Source organism: Pantoea sp. Tr-811, assembly GCF_011752535.1.
GTDB lineage: Bacteria > Pseudomonadota > Gammaproteobacteria > Pseudomonadales > Pseudomonadaceae > Aquipseudomonas.
Genome location: NZ_VWXJ01000005.1, coordinates 293,803 through 316,604 on the forward strand (window position 1 = coordinate 293,803; position 22,802 = coordinate 316,604).

General features: G+C 65.3%; 19 protein-coding genes. 10 read left to right on the forward strand and 9 right to left on the reverse strand.

Translation table 11 applies throughout. From position 1 onward, the window contains the following. Window positions 1-21 precede the first annotated feature (21 nt). A complete protein-coding gene (locus F3J44_RS10315) occupies window positions 22-195 on the forward strand; it encodes a PA1571 family protein (RefSeq protein ID WP_167057917.1) in 174 nt (57 codons plus the stop codon). Between the two features lie 114 nt (window positions 196-309). On the opposite strand, the gene pdxB is transcribed toward F3J44_RS10315, so the two are convergent. From pdxB to rlmM, 3 genes are all read right to left on the reverse strand, one after another. Then, on the reverse strand, window positions 310-1,452 hold the full coding sequence (gene pdxB / locus F3J44_RS10320) for a 4-phosphoerythronate dehydrogenase PdxB (protein ID WP_167272074.1): 1,143 nt from the start codon (window positions 1,450-1,452) through the stop codon (window positions 310-312). A 60-nt stretch (window positions 1,453-1,512) separates the two neighbouring features. Beyond that, the gene (gene tusA / locus F3J44_RS10325; protein ID WP_167057924.1) at window positions 1,513-1,755 is read right to left on the reverse strand and encodes a sulfurtransferase TusA; all 243 of its coding nucleotides are present in this window, start codon (window positions 1,753-1,755) and stop codon (window positions 1,513-1,515) included. Between the two features lie 124 nt (window positions 1,756-1,879). Further along, entirely contained in the window at window positions 1,880-2,944 is a 1,065-nt protein-coding gene (gene rlmM, locus F3J44_RS10330; protein WP_167272076.1) for a 23S rRNA (cytidine(2498)-2'-O)-methyltransferase RlmM, read from the reverse strand. Between the two features lie 221 nt (window positions 2,945-3,165). Between rlmM and acnA the strand changes: the two genes are divergently transcribed. Together acnA and F3J44_RS10340 are read left to right on the forward strand one after the other, a co-directional pair. Continuing rightward, entirely contained in the window at window positions 3,166-5,907 is a 2,742-nt protein-coding gene (gene acnA, locus F3J44_RS10335; protein WP_167272078.1) for an aconitate hydratase AcnA, read from the forward strand. Between the two features lie 312 nt (window positions 5,908-6,219). Next, the gene (locus F3J44_RS10340; RefSeq protein ID WP_167057933.1) at window positions 6,220-7,785 is read left to right on the forward strand and encodes a PAS domain-containing methyl-accepting chemotaxis protein; all 1,566 of its coding nucleotides are present in this window, start codon (window positions 6,220-6,222) and stop codon (window positions 7,783-7,785) included. 99 nt (window positions 7,786-7,884) lie between these two features. Here F3J44_RS10340 and F3J44_RS10345 read toward each other — a convergent pair whose 3' ends face one another. The 4 genes from F3J44_RS10345 to F3J44_RS10360 all read right to left on the reverse strand — a co-directional run bounded on the left by F3J44_RS10345 (window position 7,885) and on the right by F3J44_RS10360 (window position 10,724). Continuing rightward, window positions 7,885-8,769, reverse strand: a complete 885-nt coding sequence (locus tag F3J44_RS10345; RefSeq protein WP_167272080.1) for a pseudouridine synthase — start codon at window positions 8,767-8,769, stop codon at window positions 7,885-7,887. A gap of 51 nt (window positions 8,770-8,820) precedes the next feature. Beyond that, entirely contained in the window at window positions 8,821-9,129 is a 309-nt protein-coding gene (locus F3J44_RS10350) for a transcriptional regulator (protein WP_167057939.1), read from the reverse strand. 71 nt (window positions 9,130-9,200) lie between these two features. Further along, the gene (locus tag F3J44_RS10355) at window positions 9,201-9,440 is read right to left on the reverse strand and encodes a glutaredoxin family protein (RefSeq protein WP_167057943.1); all 240 of its coding nucleotides are present in this window, start codon (window positions 9,438-9,440) and stop codon (window positions 9,201-9,203) included. Between the two features lie 75 nt (window positions 9,441-9,515). Continuing rightward, on the reverse strand, window positions 9,516-10,724 hold the full coding sequence (locus tag F3J44_RS10360; RefSeq protein WP_167057946.1) for an ammonium transporter: 1,209 nt from the start codon (window positions 10,722-10,724) through the stop codon (window positions 9,516-9,518). Window positions 10,725-11,038: 314 nt separating this feature from the next. Between F3J44_RS10360 and F3J44_RS10365 the strand changes: the two genes are divergently transcribed. The 6 genes from F3J44_RS10365 to F3J44_RS10390 all read left to right on the forward strand — a co-directional run bounded on the left by F3J44_RS10365 (window position 11,039) and on the right by F3J44_RS10390 (window position 18,152). After that, window positions 11,039-11,353 carry a YqjD family protein gene (locus F3J44_RS10365; RefSeq protein WP_167057949.1) on the forward strand — a complete coding sequence of 105 codons (315 nt, stop codon included), beginning with the start codon at window positions 11,039-11,041 and terminating at the stop codon, window positions 11,351-11,353. 9 nt (window positions 11,354-11,362) lie between these two features. After that, window positions 11,363-11,737 carry a phage holin family protein gene (locus F3J44_RS10370; protein WP_167057952.1) on the forward strand — a complete coding sequence of 125 codons (375 nt, stop codon included), beginning with the start codon at window positions 11,363-11,365 and terminating at the stop codon, window positions 11,735-11,737. Further along, window positions 11,734-12,063, forward strand: coding sequence for a hypothetical protein (locus tag F3J44_RS10375; RefSeq protein WP_167057955.1), 330 nt, complete (start codon window positions 11,734-11,736; stop codon window positions 12,061-12,063). Before F3J44_RS10370 ends, F3J44_RS10375 begins: the two co-directional genes overlap by 4 nt. A 251-nt stretch (window positions 12,064-12,314) precedes the next feature. Then, window positions 12,315-13,646, forward strand: coding sequence for a deoxyguanosinetriphosphate triphosphohydrolase (locus F3J44_RS10380; RefSeq protein ID WP_167057958.1), 1,332 nt, complete (start codon window positions 12,315-12,317; stop codon window positions 13,644-13,646). Between the two features lie 274 nt (window positions 13,647-13,920). Next, entirely contained in the window at window positions 13,921-14,541 is a 621-nt protein-coding gene (locus tag F3J44_RS10385) for a response regulator transcription factor (protein ID WP_167272083.1), read from the forward strand. Between the two features lie 8 nt (window positions 14,542-14,549). Next, entirely contained in the window at window positions 14,550-18,152 is a 3,603-nt protein-coding gene (locus F3J44_RS10390) for a transporter substrate-binding domain-containing protein (RefSeq protein WP_167272085.1), read from the forward strand. A gap of 33 nt (window positions 18,153-18,185) precedes the next feature. On the opposite strand, the gene F3J44_RS10395 is transcribed toward F3J44_RS10390, so the two are convergent. Then, a complete protein-coding gene (locus F3J44_RS10395) occupies window positions 18,186-18,530 on the reverse strand; it encodes a YggL family protein (RefSeq protein ID WP_167057967.1) in 345 nt (114 codons plus the stop codon). A gap of 187 nt (window positions 18,531-18,717) precedes the next feature. On the opposite strand from F3J44_RS10395, the gene dacB reads away from it, so the two are divergent. After that, window positions 18,718-20,184 (forward strand): D-alanyl-D-alanine carboxypeptidase/D-alanyl-D-alanine-endopeptidase, encoded by a 1,467-nt coding sequence (dacB, locus tag F3J44_RS10400; protein WP_167057970.1) that lies wholly within the window; start codon window positions 18,718-18,720, stop codon window positions 20,182-20,184. A 172-nt stretch (window positions 20,185-20,356) separates the two neighbouring features. Here dacB and F3J44_RS10405 read toward each other — a convergent pair whose 3' ends face one another. Beyond that, complete coding sequence (locus tag F3J44_RS10405; RefSeq protein ID WP_167272087.1) at window positions 20,357-22,750, reverse strand: diguanylate cyclase; 2,394 nt, start codon at window positions 22,748-22,750, stop codon at window positions 20,357-20,359. Between the last annotated feature and the right edge of the window lie 52 nt (window positions 22,751-22,802).

A 22,802-nucleotide genomic window follows, 5' to 3' on the forward strand; every position in this document is an offset into this window, starting at 1 on the left:
GCCCTGATGAGGAGATCGCCAATGAGCTTGCAACACAACAGCGATAGCGTGAAACCCCAGAACAAGACGCAGCCCAAGGCCTGTGGCTCGATCATCGACGCCCAGGGGCGCGAGGTCGAGATCACCGAGCAGATGATCCAGCAGGCCTGCAAGGCCCTGGAAGAAAGCCGCGTGGAGAAAGTGCGTAAAGGCTGAGGCGCGAATTTCTTGAAACCCGGCCCAGTGCCGGGTTTTTTATGGCCTGTGCTGGCCCTTTCGCGGGGCAAGCCCGCTCCTACAAGGGGGGGCCAGCACAGGTTCACGCGACCATCAAACCAACACACCACCCAGGGCACTGACCATCTGCGCCAGCTGTGGCGCCTCGCCGCGTACCCGCACCGCCAGCCCTTCAACCTCGCGGCGCGGCGGATACTGCTTGCGCAACTGGTCGAACGCCGCCCGCTGCTGCGCCACATCGTCACTCAGGCTGCGACGAAAATCGGCATCGTCACGTCGCGGGTCATACACCGCCCGGCACAAGGTCGCCAGGGACCAGGCGATATCGGCGCCCGCATCGAGCTCAATCTGCGCCAAGGGTGGCGGCGGCAGCAGGTCAGCCAGCTTGACCTGCTCGGCCTCGCCGAGAAACCGGCACAACGCCTGGTAGATCTGCGCCGTGCCGCGCTGGCGGCCATCGAGGCTGTAACCGGCGATATGCGGCGTAGCCAAGGTGCACAGGTCGGCCAGTTGCAGGTCGACCTGCGGCTCGCCCTCCCACACGTCCAGCACCGCGTGCACATCTTCGCGGTCCAGCAGCAGCTCGCGCAGGGCGGCGTTGTCCACCACCGGCCCACGGCTGGCGTTGATCAGCCAGGCGCCCGGGCGCAGCTGGGCCAGCTGCGCCTGGCCCAGCAAGTGCCAGGTCGGGTGCTCGCCGCTGCGCTGCAGCGGAGTGTGCAGGCTGATGACATCGCATTGCTCAACAATCGTCTGCAGGCTGACATAGTCGCCGCCCTCGGCCGCCTGGCGCAGCGGGTCGCACACCAGCACCTTCCAGCCCAGCCCGTGCAGCACCCGCACCAGCCGGCCACCGACTTCACCTGCGCCGACCACCCCGTAGGTACGCTGGGGCAAGGCCACGCCATCCAGTTCGGCCAAGGTCAGCAGGCTGCCCAGCACGTAGTCGACAACGCCACGGGCGTTGCAGCCGGGCGCGCTGCTCCAGTGGATGCCGGCTTCGGCGAAGTAGTTCAGGTCCAGGTGGTCGGTGCCGATGGTGCAGGTGCCGACGAAGCGCACCTTGCTGCCTGCGAGCAATTGCCGGTCGACCTTGGTTACCGAGCGCACCAGCAGCACGTCGGCATCCTTGACGCTGGCCGCGTCGAGGCTACGACCGGGGTAGCGGCGGATCTCGCCGAAACCTTCGAAGAAGGCATCGAGCAGCGGGATATTCTCGTCGGCAACTATCAGCATGGCGCTCTCCTGTCTGGGGAACGCAGTGTAGGCGCAACGAGAAGCCGGTTCCAGCGCGGTTCAGTCGGCCTTCTTGCGGATCCAGTACAGGTAGGTGCCGGCATCTTCCTGCTGTTCGAGCAGTTCGTGGCCGAGGAAGTTGCAGAACTTGGGGATGTCGCGGCGGGTGGACGGGTCGGTGGCGATGACCTTGAGCAGGCCGCCAGCAGCCAGGTTGCGCACGTGCTGGTGCAGCATCATCACCGGCTCCGGGCAGTTCAGGCCAGTGGCATCGAGGATGGCGTCGGGGGTGAAATCGGTCATGGGGGGCTCCGCAAATGATCGGTCATTGTGGCGCATCGCAGCGCATCGACCAAGGGGGCCGCGGCGCGGCCCCTGTAGGCGCGAGCAACGCTCGCGATGCGCCGCCACTGCGGCGCGGGTTACCTCAACGCGGCTTCAAATCGAGCCTGCGCAGGTGGCACGTCACCTCTTCACGGTCGTGATAGAGCTGCTTGCAGGCAATCGACACCTTGATCTTGCGCGCCTTGAAGGTCGCGTCCATGCGGTCGAGCAAACGCCGTACCTCGGCATAGCGCTGCTTCATCGGCAGTTTCAGGTTGACCACCGCCTCACGGCACAGCCCCTCGCCCAGCCAGGCTTCGATCAACGAGGTGGTACGCGCCGGCTTCTCGACGATGTCGCACACCATCCAGTCCACCGGCTGCTTGGGCTGCCAGGTGAAACCGTCGGCCATCAGGTGCTGCACCAGCCCTGTGTCCATCAGGCTCTCGGCCATCGGGCCGTTGTCGATGGCCGTCACCAGCATGCCGCGGCGCACCAGCTGGTACGTCCAGCCCCCCGGCGAGGCGCCCAGGTCGACCCCGGTCATGTCATCGCCCAGGCGCTGCGCCCAGTGCTCACGCGGGATGAACTGGTGCCAGGCTTCTTCGAGCTTGAGCGTTGAACGGCTCGGCGCCTCGCGGGGGAACTTCAGGCGCGGAATGCCCATGGGCCACAGCGCACTGTTGTTGGCCTCGGCCACGCCAACGAATACCCGGCGGCCGCTGATGAAGGTCAGCAGCAGGCGCGGCAGGCTGGGGTTGTCCACCAGGCGGCCGGCCTTTTCCAGGGCCTTGCGCAGCGGCACTTCGAACTTGCGGCAGAAGGTCGACAGCTCCTTGCCTTCGTTGCTGTCCAGCACTTCCAGCCACAGGCTGCCAAAAACAGGCTGCTCGGCCAGGTGCGCCAGCAGCACGCTGATGCGGTCGGTTTCCGGCAGTTCGATATAGGCGCCACGGGCCCACTGGCGCGGGAAGATCAGCTGCGCGAAACGCAACTGGGCCATCAGCCGCTCGGCCCCCTCGGCGTCGGCGCAGACGAATTCGGCGCTGGCGCTTTGCGGCTTGCCCTTGGCATAGCCGGCCACACCCAGCTGGGCCGCATGTTCGCTGATCTCGGCGCACACCTCACCCTCGAAACCGGGCCGGCAATGCATGAACAGGGTATTCATTTCTCACTCCACTACGGCTGGCGCCTCAGGCGCCGGCAGGGCGGCGATGATAAAGGAAGTTCGGAACCTGCGACATGCCCCGCCGGTCCAGAAAAGAGCCAGGGGCGCCAAACGGCGCTAACCTGACCATTCAGCCAGGTCCGTGCCGTGCGGACCAGAACAGCGCGGTGGCACCGGCCTCCCCCAACGAATGCCGGGCCCCGCGGCACAAGGAGTCGGCAATGCCCTCGCTCGATAGCCTGAACACCCTCAAGACCCTCAAGGTGGCTGACCGCACCTACCATTACTACAGCCTCACCGAGGCCGCCAGCCAGCTGGGCGACCTGCAGCGCTTGCCCATGTCGCTGAAGGTGCTGCTGGAAAACCTGCTGCGCTGGGAAGACGGCGAAACCGTCACCGGCGACGATTTGCGCGCCCTCGCCGCCTGGCTGCAGGAACGCCGCTCCGACCGCGAAATCCAGTACCGCCCGGCGCGGGTGCTGATGCAGGACTTCACCGGCGTGCCCGCCGTGGTGGACCTGGCCGCCATGCGCGCGGCCATGGCCAAGGCCGGCGGCGACCCACAGCGCATCAACCCGCTGTCGCCGGTGGACCTGGTGATCGACCACTCGGTGATGGTCGACCGCTACGCCACCCCCCAGGCCTTCACCGAGAACGTCGACATCGAGATGCAGCGCAACGGCGAGCGCTATGCCTTCCTGCGCTGGGGCCAAAGCGCCTTCGACAACTTCCGCGTGGTACCGCCGGGCACCGGCATCTGCCACCAGGTCAACCTGGAATACCTGGGCCGCACGGTGTGGACCCGCGAAGCCGATGGCCGCACCTATGCCTTCCCCGACACCCTGGTGGGCACCGACTCGCACACCACCATGATCAACGGCCTCGGCGTGCTCGGCTGGGGCGTCGGCGGCATCGAGGCGGAAGCGGCGATGCTGGGCCAGCCGGTATCGATGTTGATCCCCGAGGTCATCGGCTTCAAGCTCACCGGCAAACTGCGCGAAGGCATCACCGCCACCGACCTGGTGCTGACGGTCACGCAGATGCTGCGCAAGAAAGGCGTGGTGGGCAAGTTCGTCGAGTTCTATGGCGATGGCCTCGCCGACCTGCCCCTGGCCGACCGCGCCACCATCGCCAACATGGCACCTGAATACGGCGCCACCTGCGGCTTCTTCCCGGTCGACCAGGTAACCCTCGACTACCTGCGCCTGTCGGGCCGGCCGAGCGAGGCCGTGGCACTGGTGGAGCAGTACTGCAAGGCCCAGGGCCTGTGGCGTCAAAGCGGGCAGGAGCCAACGTTCAGCGATACCCTGGCACTGGACATGCACGAGGTCGAAGCCAGCCTGGCCGGGCCCAAGCGGCCCCAGGACCGGGTTGCCCTGGGCCAGGTGAGCCAGGCGTTCGACCAGTTCATCGAATTGCAGCCCAAGCCGCTGGCCAAGGAAGTCGGCCGCCTGGAAAGCGAAGGCGGCGGTGGCGTGGCGGTGGGCAACGCCGACCAGGCCGGCGAAATTGCCTACAACCACGCCGGCCAAACCCACACCCTGCGCGATGGCGCCGTGGTGATCGCGGCCATCACGTCATGCACCAACACCTCCAACCCTAGCGTGATGATGGCAGCCGGCCTGGTGGCGAAGAAGGCCCTGGAAAAAGGCCTGCAGCGCAAGCCTTGGGTGAAGAGTTCGCTGGCCCCTGGGTCCAAGGTGGTCACCGACTACTACCAGGCCGCCGGGCTTACGCCCTACCTCGACCAGCTCGGCTTCGACCTGGTCGGCTATGGCTGCACCACCTGCATCGGCAACTCCGGCCCGCTGGATGAGGCCATCGAAAAAGCCATCGGCAGCGCCGACCTCACGGTGGCGTCGGTGCTGTCGGGCAACCGCAACTTCGAAGGCCGCGTGCACCCCCTGGTGAAAACCAACTGGCTGGCCTCCCCGCCGCTGGTGGTGGCCTATGCCCTGGCCGGCAGCGTGCGCGTGGACCTCACCCGCGACCCGCTGGGCACGGGCAAGGATGGCCAGCCGGTGTACCTGCGTGATATCTGGCCCAGCCAGCAGGAAATTGCCGAGGCCGTGGCCAAGGTGGACACCGCAATGTTCCATAAGGAGTACGCCGAAGTGTTTGCCGGCGATGCCCAGTGGCAGGCCATCGAGGTGCCACAGGCCGCCACCTATGTGTGGCAGGAGGCCTCGACCTACATCCAGCACCCGCCGTTCTTCGACGACATCGCCGGGCCCCTGCCCGACATCAAGGACATCCAGGGTGCACGCATCCTCGCCCTGCTCGGCGATTCGGTGACAACCGACCACATTTCGCCGGCGGGCAACATCAAGGCCGACAGCCCAGCCGGGCGCTACCTGCGTGACAAGGGCGTGGAGCCACGCGACTTCAACTCCTACGGTTCGCGGCGCGGCAACCACGAGGTGATGATGCGGGGCACCTTCGCCAACATCCGCATTCGCAACGAAATGCTTGGCGGCGAGGAAGGCGGCAACACCCTGCATGTGCCCAGCGGGGAAAAGCTGTCGATCTATGATGCCGCCATGCGCTACCAAACCGAGGGCACGCCCTTGGTGGTGATCGCCGGCCAGGAGTACGGCACCGGCTCCAGCCGCGACTGGGCGGCCAAGGGCACCAACCTGCTGGGGGTCAAGGCGGTGCTGGCAGAGAGTTTCGAGCGTATCCACCGCTCCAACCTGGTGGGCATGGGTGTACTGCCGCTGCAGTTCAAGGCTGGCGCCAACCGCAAGCAGCTGGGGCTTACCGGCAAGGAGCAGATCGATGTGCTGGGGCTGGACGGCGCGGCGCTCAAGCCGGGCATGAACCTGACCTTGCGCATCACCGGTGAGGATGGGGGGCAGCAGGACATCGAGGTGCTGTGCCGGATCGATACCTTGAACGAGGTGCAGTACTTCAAGGCGGGCGGGATTCTGCATTACGTTTTGCGGCAGATGATCCGCGCCTGACGGCCCTTCGCGAGCTGCGCTCGCTCCTACGGAATAAATCGTATTGATTCGATAACGTCTATCTCCGTAGGAGCGAGCATAGCTCGCGATGCGCCGCACAGCGGCGCCGCCCCCCCGAATCTTCCACCAGTAGCACTTTGATGGCCGCTCAGTCATCATAGGCCCAAGCAGTCACAAAACGGTCATAAACCCCGCGCCTCTACTGCACCCCAGCGCCACCCACCTTGCCCCAGATCAAGCAAATTAATTATTCGTTCAATAAAACCAGTGGCTTGCCGATATCTGTCGAAAGCCTTGCGGATTACTCGACCCATGCGTAACAACCAGCCGATTACCCAGAGAGAACGGACTTTCCCTGCCCAGCAGCGGTTGATCTCCACCACCAACGCCAAGGGTGTGATCACCTACTGCAACGATGCCTTCATCGAGATCAGTGGTTTCACCCGCGAGGAGCTGACCGGTGCGCCGCACAACCTGGTGCGCCACCCCGATGTGCCGTCGGCGGTGTTCGCGCACATGTGGCAAACCCTCAAGCAGGGCCTGCCGTGGATGGGTATCGTCAAGAACCGCTGCAAGTCCGGCGACCATTACTGGGTCAACGCCTACGTCACCCCAATTTTCGACAACAACCAGGTGGTCGGCTTCGAATCGGTACGGGTCAAGCCCACCGCCGAGCAAATCCGCCGCGCCGAAGCGCTGTACCAGCGCATCAACCAGGGCAAGACCTCGGTGCCGCGCCGCGACCGCTGGCTGCCGGTGGCGCAGGACTGGCTGCCGTTCATCCTGGTCAGCCAGGTGGGCTTTTTGATCGGCAACTGGCTTGGCCACTCCTGGGGCTTCGCGATTGCCGCTGGCCTCTCGGTGCCCCTGGGGCTGCTGGGCCTGACCTGGCAGCAACGCGGCCTCAAGCGCCTGCTGCGCCTGGCCGAACAAACCACCTCCGACCCGCTGATCGCGCAGATGTACACCGACAGCCGCGGCGTGCAGGCGCGCCTGGAAATGGCCATGCTCAGCCAGGATGCGCGCCTGAAAACCTGCCTCACCCGCCTGCAGGACAGCGCCGAGCATCTGAGTGAACAGGCGCGCCAGTCCGATGCCCTGGCCCACAAGAGCTCCTCGGGCCTGGAGCGCCAGCGAGTGGAAACCGAACAAGTGGCCGCCGCGGTCAACCAGATGGCCGCCACCACCCAGGAAGTGGCCAACCACGTGCAACGCACTGCCGATGCCACCCAGGAAGCCAACCGCCTGACCAGCCAAGGGCGGCAGATCGCCGGGGAAACCCGCGATGCCATCGAGCGCCTGTCGACGGCGGTGGGCGAAACCGGCGCCACCGTGACCCAACTGGCCAAGGACAGCGACGAGATTGGCGGCGTGGTGGATGTGATCAAGGGCATCGCCGACCAGACCAACCTGCTGGCGCTCAACGCCGCCATCGAAGCGGCCCGCGCCGGTGAAATGGGCCGTGGCTTTGCCGTGGTTGCCGACGAAGTGCGCCAACTGGCCCAGCGTACTGCCGAGTCGACCGGGCAAATCCACGGCCTGATCGCCAAATTACAGCAAACCGCCAACAACGCCGTGCTGACCATGGAAACCGGCCACCGCCAGGCCCAGGAAGGTGTAGACCGGGTGATGCAGGCCGACCAGGCGCTGGTTGGCATCAGCGAAGCGGTGGCCAACATCACCGACATGGCCACGCAGATCGCCGCCGCGACCGAGGAGCAGACCGCGGTGGCCGATGAGATCAGCCGCAATATCAGCACCATCGCCGCACTGGCCGACCAAACCGCCGAACAGGCCCAGCATTCGGCGCAGTTGAGTGAAGAGCTGAGCAGTACGGCGGGTGGCCAGTATTCACTGGTGGAGCGGTTCAACCGCTGAACGAGCGCCGCTTTTTGCGGCGCATCGCGAGCTTCGCTCGCTCCTACCAGGGCCGCGAATCCCCGCCGGTAGGAGCGAGCGCAGCTCGCGATGAAGCGTTTACCAATCCAGCGTCAAACGGCTCTCGAAATACCGCTCTTCGCCCGTCAACGGGTCGCTGAAGCGCAAGCTGTGGGCCAGCAGCTTCAGCGGCCGCTGGTAGTCGTCATCTTCCTTGAGCAAGTGCGGGTAGAACGGGTCGTTGCAGATCCCTGCCCCCAGCGCCGCCATGTGCACCCGTAGCTGATGGGTTTTGCCGGTGACCGGCGACAGCCCGTAGCGCCACAGTTCGCCATTGCGCTCCAGCACCTCAGCCAGGGTTTCGCTGTTACTCTCCCCTTCGACCTCATGCATGCGGAAGAACGGCTCGCCGTGCACCAGCCGGCTCTTGTGCACCAAGGGGTAGCGGTGTTGCGGCATGGCGGCGGCAATGGCCTGGTAGCGCTTGTCGATACGCCGCTCGGGGAACAGCCGCTGGTAGGCGCTGCGGGTATCCGGGTTGGCCGAGAACAGCACCAACCCGGCAGTGTGCCGGTCGATGCGGTGCAGCGGCACCAGGTGCGGGTTGTCCAGGCGGCGAATCAACCGCCGCAGCAGGGTTTGCTCGACGTATTCGCCGGTCGGGGTCACCGGCAGGAAATGCGGTTTGTCGGCCACCACCAGGTGCTCGTCCATGTGCAGGATGGTTTCCTGCACCGGAATCGGCTTCTCGTTGGGCACTTCCCGGAAATAGTGAAGGCGCATGCCCCGGCGGTACGGCAGGCTGGCAGCCACCGCCTGGCCTGCAGCATCCAGCACCCGGCCACGGGCGAAACGGTCGAGCCACACGGCCCGGTCGATGGCCTTGAAGTGGTCACACAGGCAGTCGAGCACCGTGGCCCAGTGGCCGGGGGGCAGGCAAACCGTGCTGGCTTGCTGGCGGGCAGGGTCGAATGGCGGGGTCATGGCGGGGCTCGAAACAGGCAAGGCCGCGCATTATCGCCCAAGCCCGGCAGCTCAACCAGCCTCGGCCATGGCCTCGCTGCGTTCCTTCAGCCAGCGCAGCACCTGCACCGCCTCCCAGCGCCCAGGATCGTACAGGGCATAAAGCAGGCCTTGGTAACCGACCACGTCCAGCCCGCGGTGGTAACCGGCGCGCTGGAACAGCGCCTCGATCTCGGCGAAGCAGGTGTTGAAATGAACCTTGCCAAACGGCGTGCGCTCATCGAGAACCAGGCCTTCCAGGCGCAGCTCCAGCACCGCCTCGCACACCCGCTCCACCGGCATGCGGTTGACGCTGTACTTGAGTTGCTCGACGTTGTGCATGGGGTTACCTCGATACTGTATTTATATACAGCATACGAAGTGGCAGGCACCGCCGTCAATTCACCTGGCCGTCATTGGCCGAGAAAGGCCACCACCTGCTCGGCATCGAATGGCCAGTGCAGCTCGGCCGACGTGTCGCAGCGGCGCAGCACCGGAATGATAAGCCCATAGCGCTCGAACAGCGTCTCGTCCTCGGCGATGTCGATCAGTTCGATGAGCAGGCCGCGGTCGGCGAAGGGCATCAGCACCGACTCGGCCACTTCGCACAAATGGCACCCGCTGGTACCGAAGAGTTGGCATTCAGGCAGCATGGGGCAGGACTCGATCTGGCTGTGGGATGAAGCCCATTCTAGGCCCGCCCTGCCCACTTGTGCACCCGGCCCCGGTCAATCCTGGCTGGTGGCACCAATACGGTGCAGCGACAAGTCGGCGCCCTGGAACTCCTGCTCATGGCTCAGGCGCAGGCCCAGTACCTTGCGGATCAACCCGTACACGGCAAAACCACCGGCCAGCGCCACCGCGATACCGCCCAGGGTGCCGAGCAACTGGCTGGCCAGGCTCACACCGCCCATGCCGCCAAGCGCGGCCTGGCCGAAGATGCCGCAGGCAATGCCGCCCCACACGCCGCACAGGCCGTGCAGTGGCCAAACGCCCAGCACGTCGTCGATCTTCCAGCGGTTCTGCGCAGCGGTGAAGCTCCACACGAACAGCACCCCCGCCACCAGGCCGGTGGCCAATGCGCCCAGTGGGTGCATCAGGTCGGAACCGGCGCAGATCGCCACCAGCCCGGCCAACGGGCCGTTGTGCAGGAAGCCTGGGTCGTTGCGCCCCGCCAGCAGCGCGGCCAGGGTGCCACCGACCATGGCCATCAGCGAGTTGATCGCCACCAGGCCACTGACCCCTTGCAGGGTTTGTGCGCTCATCACGTTGAAGCCGAACCAGCCGATGATCAGGATCCACGAGCCCAGCGCCAGGAACGGGATGCTCGATGGCGCGAAGGCCACCAGCCGGCCCTCGCGGTAACGCCCGCGCCGCGCGCCCAGCAGCAGCACCGCCGCCAGCGCCAGCCAGCCGCCCATGGCGTGCACCACCACGGAGCCGGCAAAGTCATGGAACGGCGCACCGAAGCGGGCCTGCAGCCAGGCCTGGATACCCAGGTTGCCGTTCCACACCACGCCCTCGAAGAACGGGTAGACGAACGCCACGATCAGCGCCGTGGCGCACAACTGCGGCACGAAGCGGGCGCGCTCGGCGATGCCACCGGAAATGATCGCCGGGATCGCTGCGGCAAACGTCAGCAGGAAGAAGCACTTGACCAGCGCATAGCCATGGTCGGCAGCCAGTGCAGCCGCTGGCTGCAGGAAGTTCACGCCGTAGGCGATCCAGTAGCCGATGAAAAAGTACACCAGCGCCGAGATGGCAAAGTCGCTGAGGATCTTCGACAAGGCATTGACCTGGTTCTTGTGGCGCACCGTGCCCACTTCCAGGAAGGCGAAGCCGGCATGCATGGCCAGCACCAAAATGGCGCCCATGAGGATGAACAGGGTATTGGAACCGTGGACCAGGGAGTCCATCGCGCTGAGCGTATTTTCCATGTAGAAGGCAGACCTGCTGAAAAAGGCACCAGGACAGTTCAAGAACCTGCATCCCTGCACCGAATCGGTGCCAGCCTGTCACCCCTTCACCGTGAAGCGGGTGTGGCCTGCGTGGTTTTTTCTTGGGTTTGTCGTGGATTGGGTTAAGGTTTACCGGTATCCGCCGGGGCCGGCGCCCTGAATCGGCGCAGCGCCCCAGGGCCGTGCCCCGCGTTGTGGCAATTGTCCTTAGCAAGGCGCATACCAGCGCCGACTGAACCTTCCACGCGCCGCGTCACTCGAATGATCTACACACCTGCACAGGGAGAGCCCCAATGGCCAGCAAATCGGCAAAGACTGCACAAGAAATCCTCATGGCTGACTTCCAGGCCTTGGTTCGCGATACCGAGAAACTGCTGGCCGACACCGCCAACCTTGCGGGCGACCAGGCCGACGAATTGCGCGAGCAGATTCACGAGCGCCTGAGCCAGGCCCGGGAAACCCTGCAACTGACCCAGGACTCGGTGCTCGACCGCGGGCAAGCGGCACTGGGCAGCGCCGAGCAGTACGTTCAGGAAAACCCGTGGCAGGCCATCGGCATCGCTGCAGGCGTGGGGCTGTTGATCGGCCTGCTGGCCAACCGGCGCTAAGGAGCCCACATGGACAATGATGCCATTGGCACCAGTGCCTCGGGCCGGCGCCTGGGCGCCGCGCTGCTGGGGCTGCTGCACAGCCATATCGAACTGTTCGGCATCGAACTGCAGGAGCAGAAAGGCCGCACCCTGAGCTTGTTGCTGTTCGCAGGCCTGGCGTTGGTATTTGCGCTGTTGCTGCTCACCGCCCTGTCGGGCTTGCTGCTGGTGCTGCTGTGGGACAGCTACCGCCTGGCCGGGATTATCGGCCTGTGCGTGTTCTACGGCCTTGCCGCGCTGTATTGCGCGCTGCGCCTGAAAGCAGCGGTGTTCGATGAATCCTCGCCCTTCCACGCCACCCTCGAGGAACTGGCCAAGGACCGGGAGCGCCTGTTGCCATGAGCCTGCCTGAAATGCCGAACACGCGAAACCCGCGTGAAATGCGCAAGGCGCTGCTGCGCCTGCGCATGGAAATGCACCGCCAGGAAATCCGCCACGAATCGGGGCAATTGCTGCAACCGCTGCAGCGCTTGCGTGGGGTGGGCAGCTCGCTGGGCGATGGGCTGGGCATCAAGCATGCGCCGTTGTGGGGCGTTGGCGCGGTCGTAGCGCTGGGCTTTCTCACCGGCAAGGGCGTGCGCAGCGGCAACCTTTCCCGCCTGGTGCGCCTGGGCGCCAGCCTGCTGCCTTTGGTGAAGCTGTTCATGCAAAGCGGCCGCCGGCCCTGACGCCAGCTACACCTTCCAGCGTAATGCGCTGTCGTGGCGAACCTGCCGCAATTCCCTGTAGGAGCGGGCTTGCCCCGCGAAGCAGGCGACGCGGTGGATGGCACCGGCTTCGCCGGTGTTCGCGGGTCAAGCCCGCTCCTACACAAATTCCATGCGCATTCGCAATGCGCCGCCCCGGCGGCGCCAATCCCCCTTGCACAACCCACCCAGACACCAGAAGCTATACCCTTCGATCGACAGGAGACCGCGCCTTGGACTGGCACACCCTGCTCACCCGCGAACGCCTCGGCAAAGCCCTCTACAGCGCCGATGAACTGGGGCGCAGCCCCTTCCACAAAGACCACGACCGCATCATCTTCTCCGGCGCCTTCCGCCGCCTGGGGCGCAAGACCCAAGTACACCCGGTGTCGAGCAACGACCATATCCACACCCGCCTCACCCACTCGCTGGAAGTCAGCTGCGTTGGCCGCTCGCTCGGCATGCGCGTGGGCGAAACCCTGCGCGACAGCCTGCCGGCCTGGTGCGAACCCAGCGACCTGGGGATGATCGTGCAGTCCGCCTGCCTGGCCCACGACATCGGCAACCCGCCCTTCGGCCACTCCGGCGAAGACGCCATTCGCCACTGGTTCCAGCAGGCTGCCGGGCGCGGTTGGCTCGACGACATGAGCGATGACGAACGCGCCGACTTCCTCAATTTCGAAGGCAACGCCCAAGGCTTTCGCGTGCTCACCCAGCTGGAATACCACCAGTTCGACGGTGGTACCCGGCTGACCTATGCCACCCTCGGCACCTACCTCAAATACCCCTGGAGCGCCCGCCACGCCGACGCCCTGGGCTACAAGAAGCACAAGTTCGGCTGCTACCAGAGCGAACTGGGGCTACTGGAGCAAATCGCCCGCAAGCTCGGCCTGCCGCAGCTCGAAGCCCAGCGCTGGGCGCGCCACCCGCTGGTTTACCTGATGGAAGCCGCCGATGACATCTGCTACGCGCTGATCGACCTCGAAGACGGCCTGGAGATGGACTTGCTGCAGTACGCCGAGGTGGAGGCACTGCTGCTCGACCTGGTGGGCGACGACCTGCCGGAAACCTACCGCCAGCTCGGGCCTGCCGATTCGCGCCGGCGCAAGCTGGCGATCCTGCGCGGCAAGGCCATCGAACACCTGACCAACGCCGCCGCCCGCGCCTTCGTCGAGCAACAACCCGCACTGCTCGCCGGGCAGCTGCACGGCGACCTGGTCGAGCACATGCACGGCCCGGCCAAGCGCTGCGTGCTGCAGGCCAAGGACATGGCACGCAACAAGATCTTCCAGGACAAGCGCAAGACGCTGCATGAAATTGGCGCCTACACCACACTGGAAATTCTCCTCAACACCTTTTGCGCCGCCGCCCTGGAACAGCACGGCGGGCGTACGCCATCGTTCAAGAGCCGGCGCGTGCTCGACTTGCTCGGCAACAATGCTCCCCACCCCCACGACTCGCTGCACAAGGCCTTCCTGCGCATGATCGATTTCATCGCCGGCATGACCGACAGCTACGCCAGCGAGATGGCCAGTGAAATGACCGGGCGCTCCAACCCGGCCTGAGCGTCAGCGCCCGGCGCCTCGCCGGGCGGCTGCCTGAATTGTAGGAAATTTCCTATATCCCAGACCCAGGGTTAAACATTTAATAAACATCGAGCCGCACTCTGGATACAAATATTAAAAGTTTGAATTAATCGCTTACACTTCGTGGATTTAATACCCATGTTTTGTAGTCCATTTCCCATATAGCGCTAATCGCCATTCCTCATACCCCCGAGGAGTTTGAACTGCGTTATGGTGGAACCTGCCTCCGTCATTCGTCGCAGGGAAGTTGAACATGCAATCCGTATTTATTGTCGACGACCACCCGGTCGTCCGCTTGGCCGTTCGCATGCTGTTGGAGAACCAGAACTACAAGGTGGTGGGTGAATCGGACAATGGCGTGGACGCCATGCAGCTGATTCGCGAAACGGACCCGCACCTGGTCATTCTCGACATCAGTATTCCCAAGCTCGATGGCCTGGAAGTGCTGGCGCGCTTCCAGGCCATGGCGCTGCCGCTGAAGGTGCTGGTGCTCACCGCCCAGGCCCCAGCCCTGTTCGCCATGCGTTGCATGCACTCCGGCGCTGCCGGCTATGTGTGCAAGGCCGAAGACCTCACCGAACTGCTCAGCGCAATCAAGGCCGTACTTGCCGGCTATAACTATTTCCCAAGCCAGGCCATCCACCCGCAACACGAAACAGCTGACGCCGACTTGCGCTTGTTCCGCCTGGTCAATGACCGGGAATTGATGGTCTTGCAACTTTTCGCCCAGGGCCGCAGCAACAAGGAGATCGCCCGGGGCATGTTCCTCAGCAACAAAACTGTCAGCACCTACAAGAAACGCCTGATGCAAAAGCTTCAGGTCGAAACCTTGGTCGAGCTGATCGAGATGGCCAAACGCAATGCGCTGGTCTGAGGTCGGCCATGGTGCATATCATCGCTCGCCTGCTCCTTACCCTGACACTGGCCTGGGCGGGGGGGCTGGCTGCCGCTTCCGAAGCCACGCCCTATTCGCTGCTGGCCCGTTACTCGCCCACCGACCCCGGGCCACCCCTGGCGCCACAACAACTGGCCTGGCTGGCCGGGCGCCAGCAGCTGACACTGGGCACATCGGCCCCGGACTACCCCCCGTTCGACATCACCCGCGGCGGGCGCGATTACCAGGGCCTCACCGCCGAATACGCGAACCTGGTCGGCAAAGCCCTGCAGTTGCCCGTGAAGGTGCTGCGCTACCCAGACCGTCAAGCGGCAGTGCAGGCGCTGCTGCGCGGCGAAATCGACCTGCTGGGCAGTGCCAATGGCTATGAAGCGGCGGCCGATGGCCTGGCCATGTCGCTGCCCTACGCCATCGACCAACCGGTGCTGGTCACCCGTGAGGACGAAGAGCGCCCCCTCGACACCGACCTTGAGGGCATGCGCCTGGGCATGCTCTACCACTACCTGCCCCGCCCCGAGGTGCACGCGGCCTACCCCAAGGCCGAACTGCTGACCTTCGATTCCTCCACCCAGGCACTCAATGCCGTGGCGTTCGGCCAGGCCGACGTGTTCATCGGCGACACGCTGTCGACCCACTACCAACTCAACCGCGGCCACCTGCCGCGCCTGCGCATGGCCAGCTTCGGCCAACACGAAAGCATCGGCTTCGGTTTTGCCATGCGCGCGCAGGATACCGAGCTCAAGGCCTTGGTAGACAGCATTCTCGAACACCAGGACAAAGCCGTGCGGGCCAGCATCTTCAAGCGCTGGAGTGCTGGCGCCGACCGGCTGCTCAGCGACCTCAGGCTGCCGTTGTCGGCCGCCGAGGCGCAATGGCTGAAGCAGCACCCGGTGGTGCAGGTGGCCATCGACGAAACCGCCGCACCGCTGTCCTATTTCGACGGCAACGGGCATTTTCGCGGCATCACCGCCGACCTGCTGGAACTGATCCGCCTGCGCACGGGCCTGCGCTTCGAAGTGCAGCGCGCCAGCGATTTTGCCGACATGCTCACCCGGCTCAAGGACGAACGGGTCAGCATGATCGCCGCCCTGGCCGTCGACAGCCTCGCGGCCCCGCAGATACGCCTGAGCCGGCCCTATCTGGAAAGCCCCCAGGTGCTGGTGACCCGTGCCGATCGCCCGCAGTACGGCTCGCTGGAACAGCTGCGCGGGCGCCGCGTCGCCATCGCCCGCCACAGCACCCCGGCCCGGCTGATAACCGAGCGTTACCCGCAAACCAGCTGGGTCGAAACGCAAAGCCCCTACTATTCCATGGCCCTGCTGAGCGCTGGGGCCGTGGATGCGGTGATCACCACCCTGATCGATGCCACCCACGCCGTGGAGGTCGACCCCGCCCTGGTCATTCGCAGCACACTGGGCAGCGAGCCTGCGACCTTCGCCATGGCCACCAACGCCCAGGCCACGGCGCTGGCCTCAATCCTCGACAAGGCCCTGACCAGCATTTCGCCAGAGGAGCTGGGGGTGATCGACAACCGCTGGCGGGGGTATGTGCGGCATGACGAGAACCATTGGCAAGCCGTGCGCCAGCGGGTCGTCCAGATATTGCTCGGCGCAGGCCTGCTGCTGTTACTGGCATTGCTCTGGAATGCCCGCCTGCGGCGCCAGATCAAGCAGCGCCAGCGCGCCGAGCGGGCGCTGGGTGACCAGCTGGAGTTCATGAGCGCCCTGCTCGACGGCACGCCGCACCCGATGTACGTGCGCGACCGCGAATGCCGCCTGCAAAGCTGCAACGCCAGCTACCTGCAGGCGCTACAGGCGCCCCTGGAGCACGTCATCGGCAAACGCCTGGAAGACACCCACTGCGCCACCAGCGAGCACACCCGGCAGATGCAAGCCGACTACCAACAGGTGATGGCCGCCGGTGTTCCGTTGATCCTCGACCGCCCGCTGCGCATGAACGAACGCGAGCTCACCATCTACCACTGGATCCTGCCGTACCGCGACTCGCTGGGCGAGGTACAAGGCATCATCGGCGGCTGGATCGACATCAGCGAACGGCGCAAGCTGGTGCAGGAACTGCGTGAGGCCAAACGCCTGGCCGACGACGCCAACCGCGCCAAAAGCACCTTCCTCGCCACCATCAGCCACGAGATCCGCACGCCGATGAGCGCGGTGATCGGCATGCTGGAGCTGGCGGTCAACCGCGCCCGCCAAGGCCAGGTCGACGCGACTTCGCTGGAGGTCGCCCACCATTCGGCCAAGGACCTGCTGGGCCTGATCGGCGATATCCTGGACATCGTTCGCATCGAATCCGGCCACCTGTCCCTGGCCCCCGAGCCGGTCGACCCGGCCGCCTTGGTGGAGTCTGTGGGCCGCGTGTTCGACGGCCAGGCCCGGGAAAAAGGCCTGGCCCTGAAACTCGACATCAGCCCCGACGCCCGTTGCCATGTACTGCTCGACCCCCTGCGCTTCAAGCAGATTCTGTCCAACCTGGTCAGCAACGCCATCAAGTTCACCGAGCAGGGCCAGGTGTGCGTCAGCCTGGGCCTGCGCGAGGCGGGAAGCGCCAACCCCGCGCGGCTGGCGCTGGAGGTGCGCGACAGCGGCATCGGCATCCACCAGGACGACCTGCAACGGCTGTTCAACCCGTTCGTGCAAGCCAACCCGCACAGCCGGCAATCGCGTGCCGGCACCGGGCTGGGCCTGGCGATCTGCCGCAGCCTGTGCGAAATGATGGGGGGCGAGCTGAGCATCAACAGCGTGCCAGGCTTCGGCACCCAGGTGTGCCTGCAACTGCCGCTGGAGCCTGCCGAGGCCCCCTTGCCCGCCGCCCTGCCTGCCGACGACATCACAACGCCGGCCCCGCAACTGAAGGTTCTGGTGATCGACGACCACCCCGCCAACCTGCTGCTACTGACCCAGCAATTGGGCTACCTGGGGCTCACCGCAGCCAGTGCCAGCGACGGTCGGGAAGGCCTGGGCAAATGGCGCGCGGGCAACTTCGACGTCCTCATACTCGACTGCAACATGCCGCACATGAGCGGTTACCAGCTGGCCGCCACACTGCGTGCCGAAGAGCGCCACGCCAAGCGCTCGCCCTGCCTCATCCTCGGCTACACCGCCAACGCACAGCCGCAGGTGAAGCAGAAATGCCTGAGCGCCGGCATGGACGACTGCCTGCTCAAGCCCATCACCCTGCGCACCCTCAGCCTGCGCCTGGCCGGTATTACGCCGCGCGCTACCACGGTGCAACGAACGCTGTTCGACCTCGGCGGCCTGGGCAGTATCGTCGGCGACAGCAGCAGTGGCCGCGCCCGTTTCGTCGAGGCCTTGCACCGCAGCCTGCATGAAGACCTGGCGGCGCTGATGGCGATCGATGTGGACAACGCACCGGAGGAACTGAGCGAGCAGGCACACAAGATCCTCAGCGCAGCGCGCATGCTCAAAGCGCATGAGGTAATGGCTGCCTGTGAGGCACTTGAAGCGCAAGACGAACCTGTTGCGCGCCTTAAACTACGGCGCCAGGCCTTGGCACGGCACATGTGCCGTGTGGAGAAGGCCCTGGCCAGCTACAGGGCCAGGGCCAGCTGAAGCGGCACGCCGAACGGCGGCCGCCCAGGCGGATCAGGAAGCCGGGTTGATCGGCTTTTCCGGGTACCAGGCGTCCAGCAGCGGGCTGACTTCGATGGTGGTCAGTTCGCTGCGGCCCTTGAGCCAGGCTTCGACAGTGGCGCGCTGCTCTTCGCTGACCGAGCCACGCTTGGCCGAGCAAACCAGGCCGAAATCATCACCGCCGACATAGTCCAGGCCGTTGGCATCCATGGCTTCTGCCAGGAAGGCGTCGAGGAAGGCATCGATGGCTTCGTCGGACAGGTCTTCCTTGAAACCCAGGTTCAGTTCGAAACCCAGCTCCTGGAATTCATCCACGCACAGCTTCTTGCGCAGACGACGGGAACGGTTGGTAGCCATGAAACAATCCTCTTGAGTAATAACGCGCGGCACTTTACCAGTTTCCACGCTACAAAGGCGCTTTTCCGTCGAACGTGGCCCATCAACGCTGCGCTTGGGGCATAATGGCCGCTATATTTCGTCGTGGGGCCACCATTTCTTATAGCCCCAATTTCATTTTCCCTCGTCCGCAGGGTATTTATCCCAGATGATCAAAGCGCTCCGTCCCCTCGTTCTCGCCGGCCTGCTGTTGCCGTTCGCTCTGCCCAGCCAGGCTGCTGCCGTCAATACCACCCTGCCAGCGAAAGTGCAGCAGGCCCTGAAGGCCAACAAACTGCAAGACAGCGCACTGTCGCTGGTGATGCTGCCGCTCAACGGCCCGGGCACCGCCACGGTGTTCAACGCCGATGTGTCGGTGAACCCGGCCTCGACCATGAAGCTGGTCACCACCTACGCCGCCCTGGAACTGCTCGGCCCGACCTTCCAGTGGAAAACCGAGTTCTACACCGACGGCACCCTGAGCAACGGCGTGCTCAATGGCAACCTGTACCTCAAGGGCGGTGGCGACCCAAAGCTGAACATGGAAAAGCTCTGGCTGCTGATGCGTGACCTGCGCGCCAACGGCGTGCGCACCGTCACCGGCGACCTGGTACTGGACCGCAGCCACTTCGTGCAGCCCAACCTGCCGCAGTTCGACGACGACGGTGGCGACGTCAACAAGCCGTTCCTGGTCAAGCCCGACTCGCTGATGATCAACCTCAAGGCCTTGCGCTTCGTTGCCCGCAACGACGGCGGCAAGGTGACCGTGGCCGTCGAGCCGCCGATCGCCAGCATTCATATCGACAACCAGGTCAAGGCCGTGGCTGCCAAGCAGTGCAGCGGCGATGTGCGCTACAACCCGGTGCAGCAGGCCGATGGCATCAGCGTGACCGTCACCGGCCAGCTGGCCGACGGCTGCAACTCGCAAACCTACCTGTCGCTGCTCGACCACCCGACCTACGCCGCCGGTGCGGTGCGGGCGATCTGGAACGAGCTGGGCGGCACCATCCAGGGCCGCGACCGCATCGAGAACGTACCGAAAAGCGCGCGCCTGCTGGCCCGGGCGTTCTCGCCGGACCTGGTGGAGGTGATTCGGGACATCAACAAATACAGCAACAACACCATGGCCCAGCAACTGTTCCTGAGCCTGGGCGCGCAGTTCCGCACCGATGCCGACGGTGACGATGCACGTGCCGCCCAGCGCGTGGTACGCCAGTGGCTGGCGAAAAAAGGCATCACCGCGCCGCACCTGGTGATGGAAAACGGCTCGGGCCTTTCGCGTGCCGAGCGCGTCAGTACCCGCGAGATGGCCGCGCTGCTGCAGGCCGCCTGGAACAGCCCGTATGCTGCCGAGTTCATCAGTTCGATGCCGCTGGTGGGCATGGATGGCACCATGCGCAAGCGCCTCAAGCGCACTGCCATGACCGGCGAAGGGCACATCAAGACCGGCACCCTGAACACCGTGCGGGCGATCGCCGGCTTCAGCCGCGACAGCAATGGCAACACCTGGGCGGTGTCGGCGATTCTCAATGACCCCAAGCCATGGGGCGCGTCGCAGGTGCTCGACCAGGTGCTGCTCGACCTGTATCGCCAGCCCAAGCTGAACAACAGCGCTACGGCGGCTGTGGGGCAGTGATGCTGTAGTTCGCGGATCGCATTATTGTAGGAGCGAGCGCAGCTCGCGATGGCTGCAGAGCTGCCCCGGGGTTACAAGCCGCGAAGCTGAAACCCTGGGGCCGCTGCGCGCCCCATCGCGAGCTACGCTCGCTCCTACCGGGACCCCGCAGGCTTCGACGGGTGCCCAACCGTTAGGCCAACTCTGCCTCAACCCGGTCACGCCCGGCCTGCTTGGCCGCATACACCCCCGCATCGGCCCGCAGCAGCAAGGCATCGGCGCCCTCCCCCGGCCGCCACCCGGCCACGCCGAAGCTCGCGGTCACCTTGCCAACCCCCTCCACCGGCACGCCGCGCACCCCTTGCCACAACTCCAAGGCCAGCGCCCGCGCCTGCTCGGCATTGCTGCCGGGGCACAGCACCATGAATTCCTCGCCGCCCAGGCGGCAGAACACGTCGGTGCGGCGCAGGCGGTGGCCGATGCGCTGGCACAGGCTGCGTAGCACGTGGTCACCCACGGCATGGCCGAATTGGTCATTGATGCGCTTGAAATGGTCGATGTCGAGCATGATTACCGCCAGGTCCTGGTCATCACGCTGGGCGCGGTCCAGCTCCACCTTCAGCCGTTCCTGGAAGTAGCGGCGGTTGTGAATGCCGGTCAGGGCATCGGTTACCGACAGCGCGCGCAGTTCCTCCTCCACGCCCTTGAGGTCGGAAATGTCGGTGAGGTAACCGTGCCACAGCGTGCAGCCCTGCTCACCCACCTCTGGCGTGGCCTCGCCACGCACCCAGCGCAACCCCGCACGCGGCAGGCACACCCGGTACTCCTCGCGCCACGGCGTCAGGTGCTCGGCCGAGTAACGCACCGAGCGGCGCACGCGCTCCAGGTCATCGGGGTGAATGCGCTCGAACACCACCGACGCATCGTCGCGCAGCGCCTGCAGGTCGACCTCGTAGATATCGAACAGGCCCTGGCTGGCATACGGGAAGCACGAGTGGCCATCGGCATCCAGGCGGTACTGGTAGATGCCGCCGGGCACCTCGGCGCTGAGTTTTTCCAGCAGCCGGTCACGCATCGCCAAGGCCTCGTGCACGCGCCGCCGCTCGGTGACATCGATGCAAATGGCCAGGTAGCCCACCCACAACCCCTGCTCGTCCAGCACCGCCGTGACCAGCATGTTGGCCAGCAGCTGGCTGCCATCCTTGCGCACCAGGGTCCATTCACCAGGCTCGGCACCGCGTTCCTGGATGGTTTCGGCGAACATCGCCTGGCCACCCGGAATCGGCCTGCCGTAGCGCAGGCTCAAGGCCTGGCTGCGCTGGTTGAGCTCTTCGGCCAGCATCAGGTCTTCCAGGTGCAGGTGGCCGATGGCCTCGCTGGCGGCGTAGCCCAGCAGGCGCTCGGCACCGGCATTGAAGGTGCTGACCACGCCCTTGAGGCTGGTGGCGATGATCGCGACCTGGGTGGCAGCGTCGAGCACGCTGCGCAGCTGGTTGTGGGTGTCGCGCAACGATTGCTCGCTGACCCGCAGCTCGGCGGTGCGCTGCTCGACCAGGGTCAGGGCCCGCTGGCGCTGGCTGAACAGGCTGTACAGCAAGGCGCTGAGCAACAGGCTCAGCAGGCCACCGAGAAAGCCCACCGCCGGCGCCGCTGCAGAACGGTTGGCCTGCATGAACGCCTGGCTGGGGCGGATATCGAGCTGGTACTGGTGGTCGGCCAGGTGCAGCATCTGGCTGCTCGACAGCGGCAAGGGCGCAGCGGGGTTCTGCGAGTCGTACAGCACTTCCTGGCCGTCACGCCCGCTGGGGTCGACGATACTCACCACCAGGTTGTCATCGGCAGCAACCGGCAAGCCCTCGCTGACCAGCTGGCGCAGGCTCAGCAACGCCATCACATAGCCCGTCGGCAGGCCACTGGCGTGGTCGTCGGAAAACACGGGGGCCACCATCAGCAAGCCGCGACTCAAACCAGGCTCGACATTGATCATGTCCAGGGGCGCGGACACCGCCATGCTGCCCGGCTGCTGCGCCCGGCCCAGGGCCTGCTCGCGGGCCGGCTGGCTGCGCAGGTCGAGGCCGTAGGGCTGGCCCTGGGCCTGGGTCGATTGGGAATAGAGAATCGGGTAGTAATGGTCGCGCGTCGGCGACGGCTGCCATTGCCCCTGGGCATCCTGCTCGCGAATCACATAGTCATGGCCAAGCCCGGCACTGGCCGCGCGCTCGAAGGCGCGCCGCTGCCCGGCGTCCACCCGCGGCGCCCAGGAATAGGCCTGGGTGCGGTGCAGCAACGGCCGCGCATAGCCATCGAACTCGCGTGAGGTAACCTCGTCGGAATAGTCGAAGAACCGCCGCAGGCCATCCAGGCGCTGGGTTTGCTCCTCGAAACGCTCGGCAATGCGGCTGGCGCGCTCAGCGGCCAGCAGCTCGAAGCGCTGGCGCAGCTGCTGCTTGTAGAAGGCCTCGGTGGCCAGCGCCAAGGCCGCCGAAAGCAGCACGCCAGCGACCAACGCCACCAACGCCACCGCCCAGGCAGCCATCGCCTCGCTGCACAGGTGCAACACCCTCGCACGAACGCCCCACTTCGACATAGATCGATCTCATCTCGTCAGCGTCCTGCGAACATCATGGCCCTGTGCAGAG

Bases quoted from the DNA above. Each gene is read 5' to 3' on its own strand.
- F3J44_RS10315 (WP_167057917.1), top strand. From the start codon at position 22: ATGAGCTTGCAACACAACAGCGATAGCGTGAAACCCCAGAACAAGACG.
- pdxB (WP_167272074.1), bottom strand. From the start codon at position 1,452: ATGCTGATAGTTGCCGACGAGAATATCCCGCTGCTCGATGCCTTCTTC.
- tusA (WP_167057924.1), bottom strand. From the start codon at position 1,755: ATGACCGATTTCACCCCCGACGCCATCCTCGATGCCACTGGCCTGAAC.
- rlmM (WP_167272076.1), bottom strand. From the start codon at position 2,944: ATGAATACCCTGTTCATGCATTGCCGGCCCGGTTTCGAGGGTGAGGTG.
- acnA (WP_167272078.1), top strand. From the start codon at position 3,166: ATGCCCTCGCTCGATAGCCTGAACACCCTCAAGACCCTCAAGGTGGCT.
- F3J44_RS10340 (WP_167057933.1), top strand. From the start codon at position 6,220: ATGCGTAACAACCAGCCGATTACCCAGAGAGAACGGACTTTCCCTGCC.
- F3J44_RS10345 (WP_167272080.1), bottom strand. From the start codon at position 8,769: ATGACCCCGCCATTCGACCCTGCCCGCCAGCAAGCCAGCACGGTTTGC.
- F3J44_RS10350 (WP_167057939.1), bottom strand. From the start codon at position 9,129: ATGCACAACGTCGAGCAACTCAAGTACAGCGTCAACCGCATGCCGGTG.
- F3J44_RS10355 (WP_167057943.1), bottom strand. From the start codon at position 9,440: ATGCTGCCTGAATGCCAACTCTTCGGTACCAGCGGGTGCCATTTGTGC.
- F3J44_RS10360 (WP_167057946.1), bottom strand. From the start codon at position 10,724: ATGGAAAATACGCTCAGCGCGATGGACTCCCTGGTCCACGGTTCCAAT.
- F3J44_RS10365 (WP_167057949.1), top strand. From the start codon at position 11,039: ATGGCCAGCAAATCGGCAAAGACTGCACAAGAAATCCTCATGGCTGAC.
- F3J44_RS10370 (WP_167057952.1), top strand. From the start codon at position 11,363: ATGGACAATGATGCCATTGGCACCAGTGCCTCGGGCCGGCGCCTGGGC.
- F3J44_RS10375 (WP_167057955.1), top strand. From the start codon at position 11,734: ATGAGCCTGCCTGAAATGCCGAACACGCGAAACCCGCGTGAAATGCGC.
- F3J44_RS10385 (WP_167272083.1), top strand. From the start codon at position 13,921: ATGCAATCCGTATTTATTGTCGACGACCACCCGGTCGTCCGCTTGGCC.
- F3J44_RS10390 (WP_167272085.1), top strand. From the start codon at position 14,550: ATGGTGCATATCATCGCTCGCCTGCTCCTTACCCTGACACTGGCCTGG.
- F3J44_RS10395 (WP_167057967.1), bottom strand. From the start codon at position 18,530: ATGGCTACCAACCGTTCCCGTCGTCTGCGCAAGAAGCTGTGCGTGGAT.
- dacB (WP_167057970.1), top strand. From the start codon at position 18,718: ATGATCAAAGCGCTCCGTCCCCTCGTTCTCGCCGGCCTGCTGTTGCCG.
- F3J44_RS10405 (WP_167272087.1), bottom strand. From the start codon at position 22,750: ATGTCGAAGTGGGGCGTTCGTGCGAGGGTGTTGCACCTGTGCAGCGAG.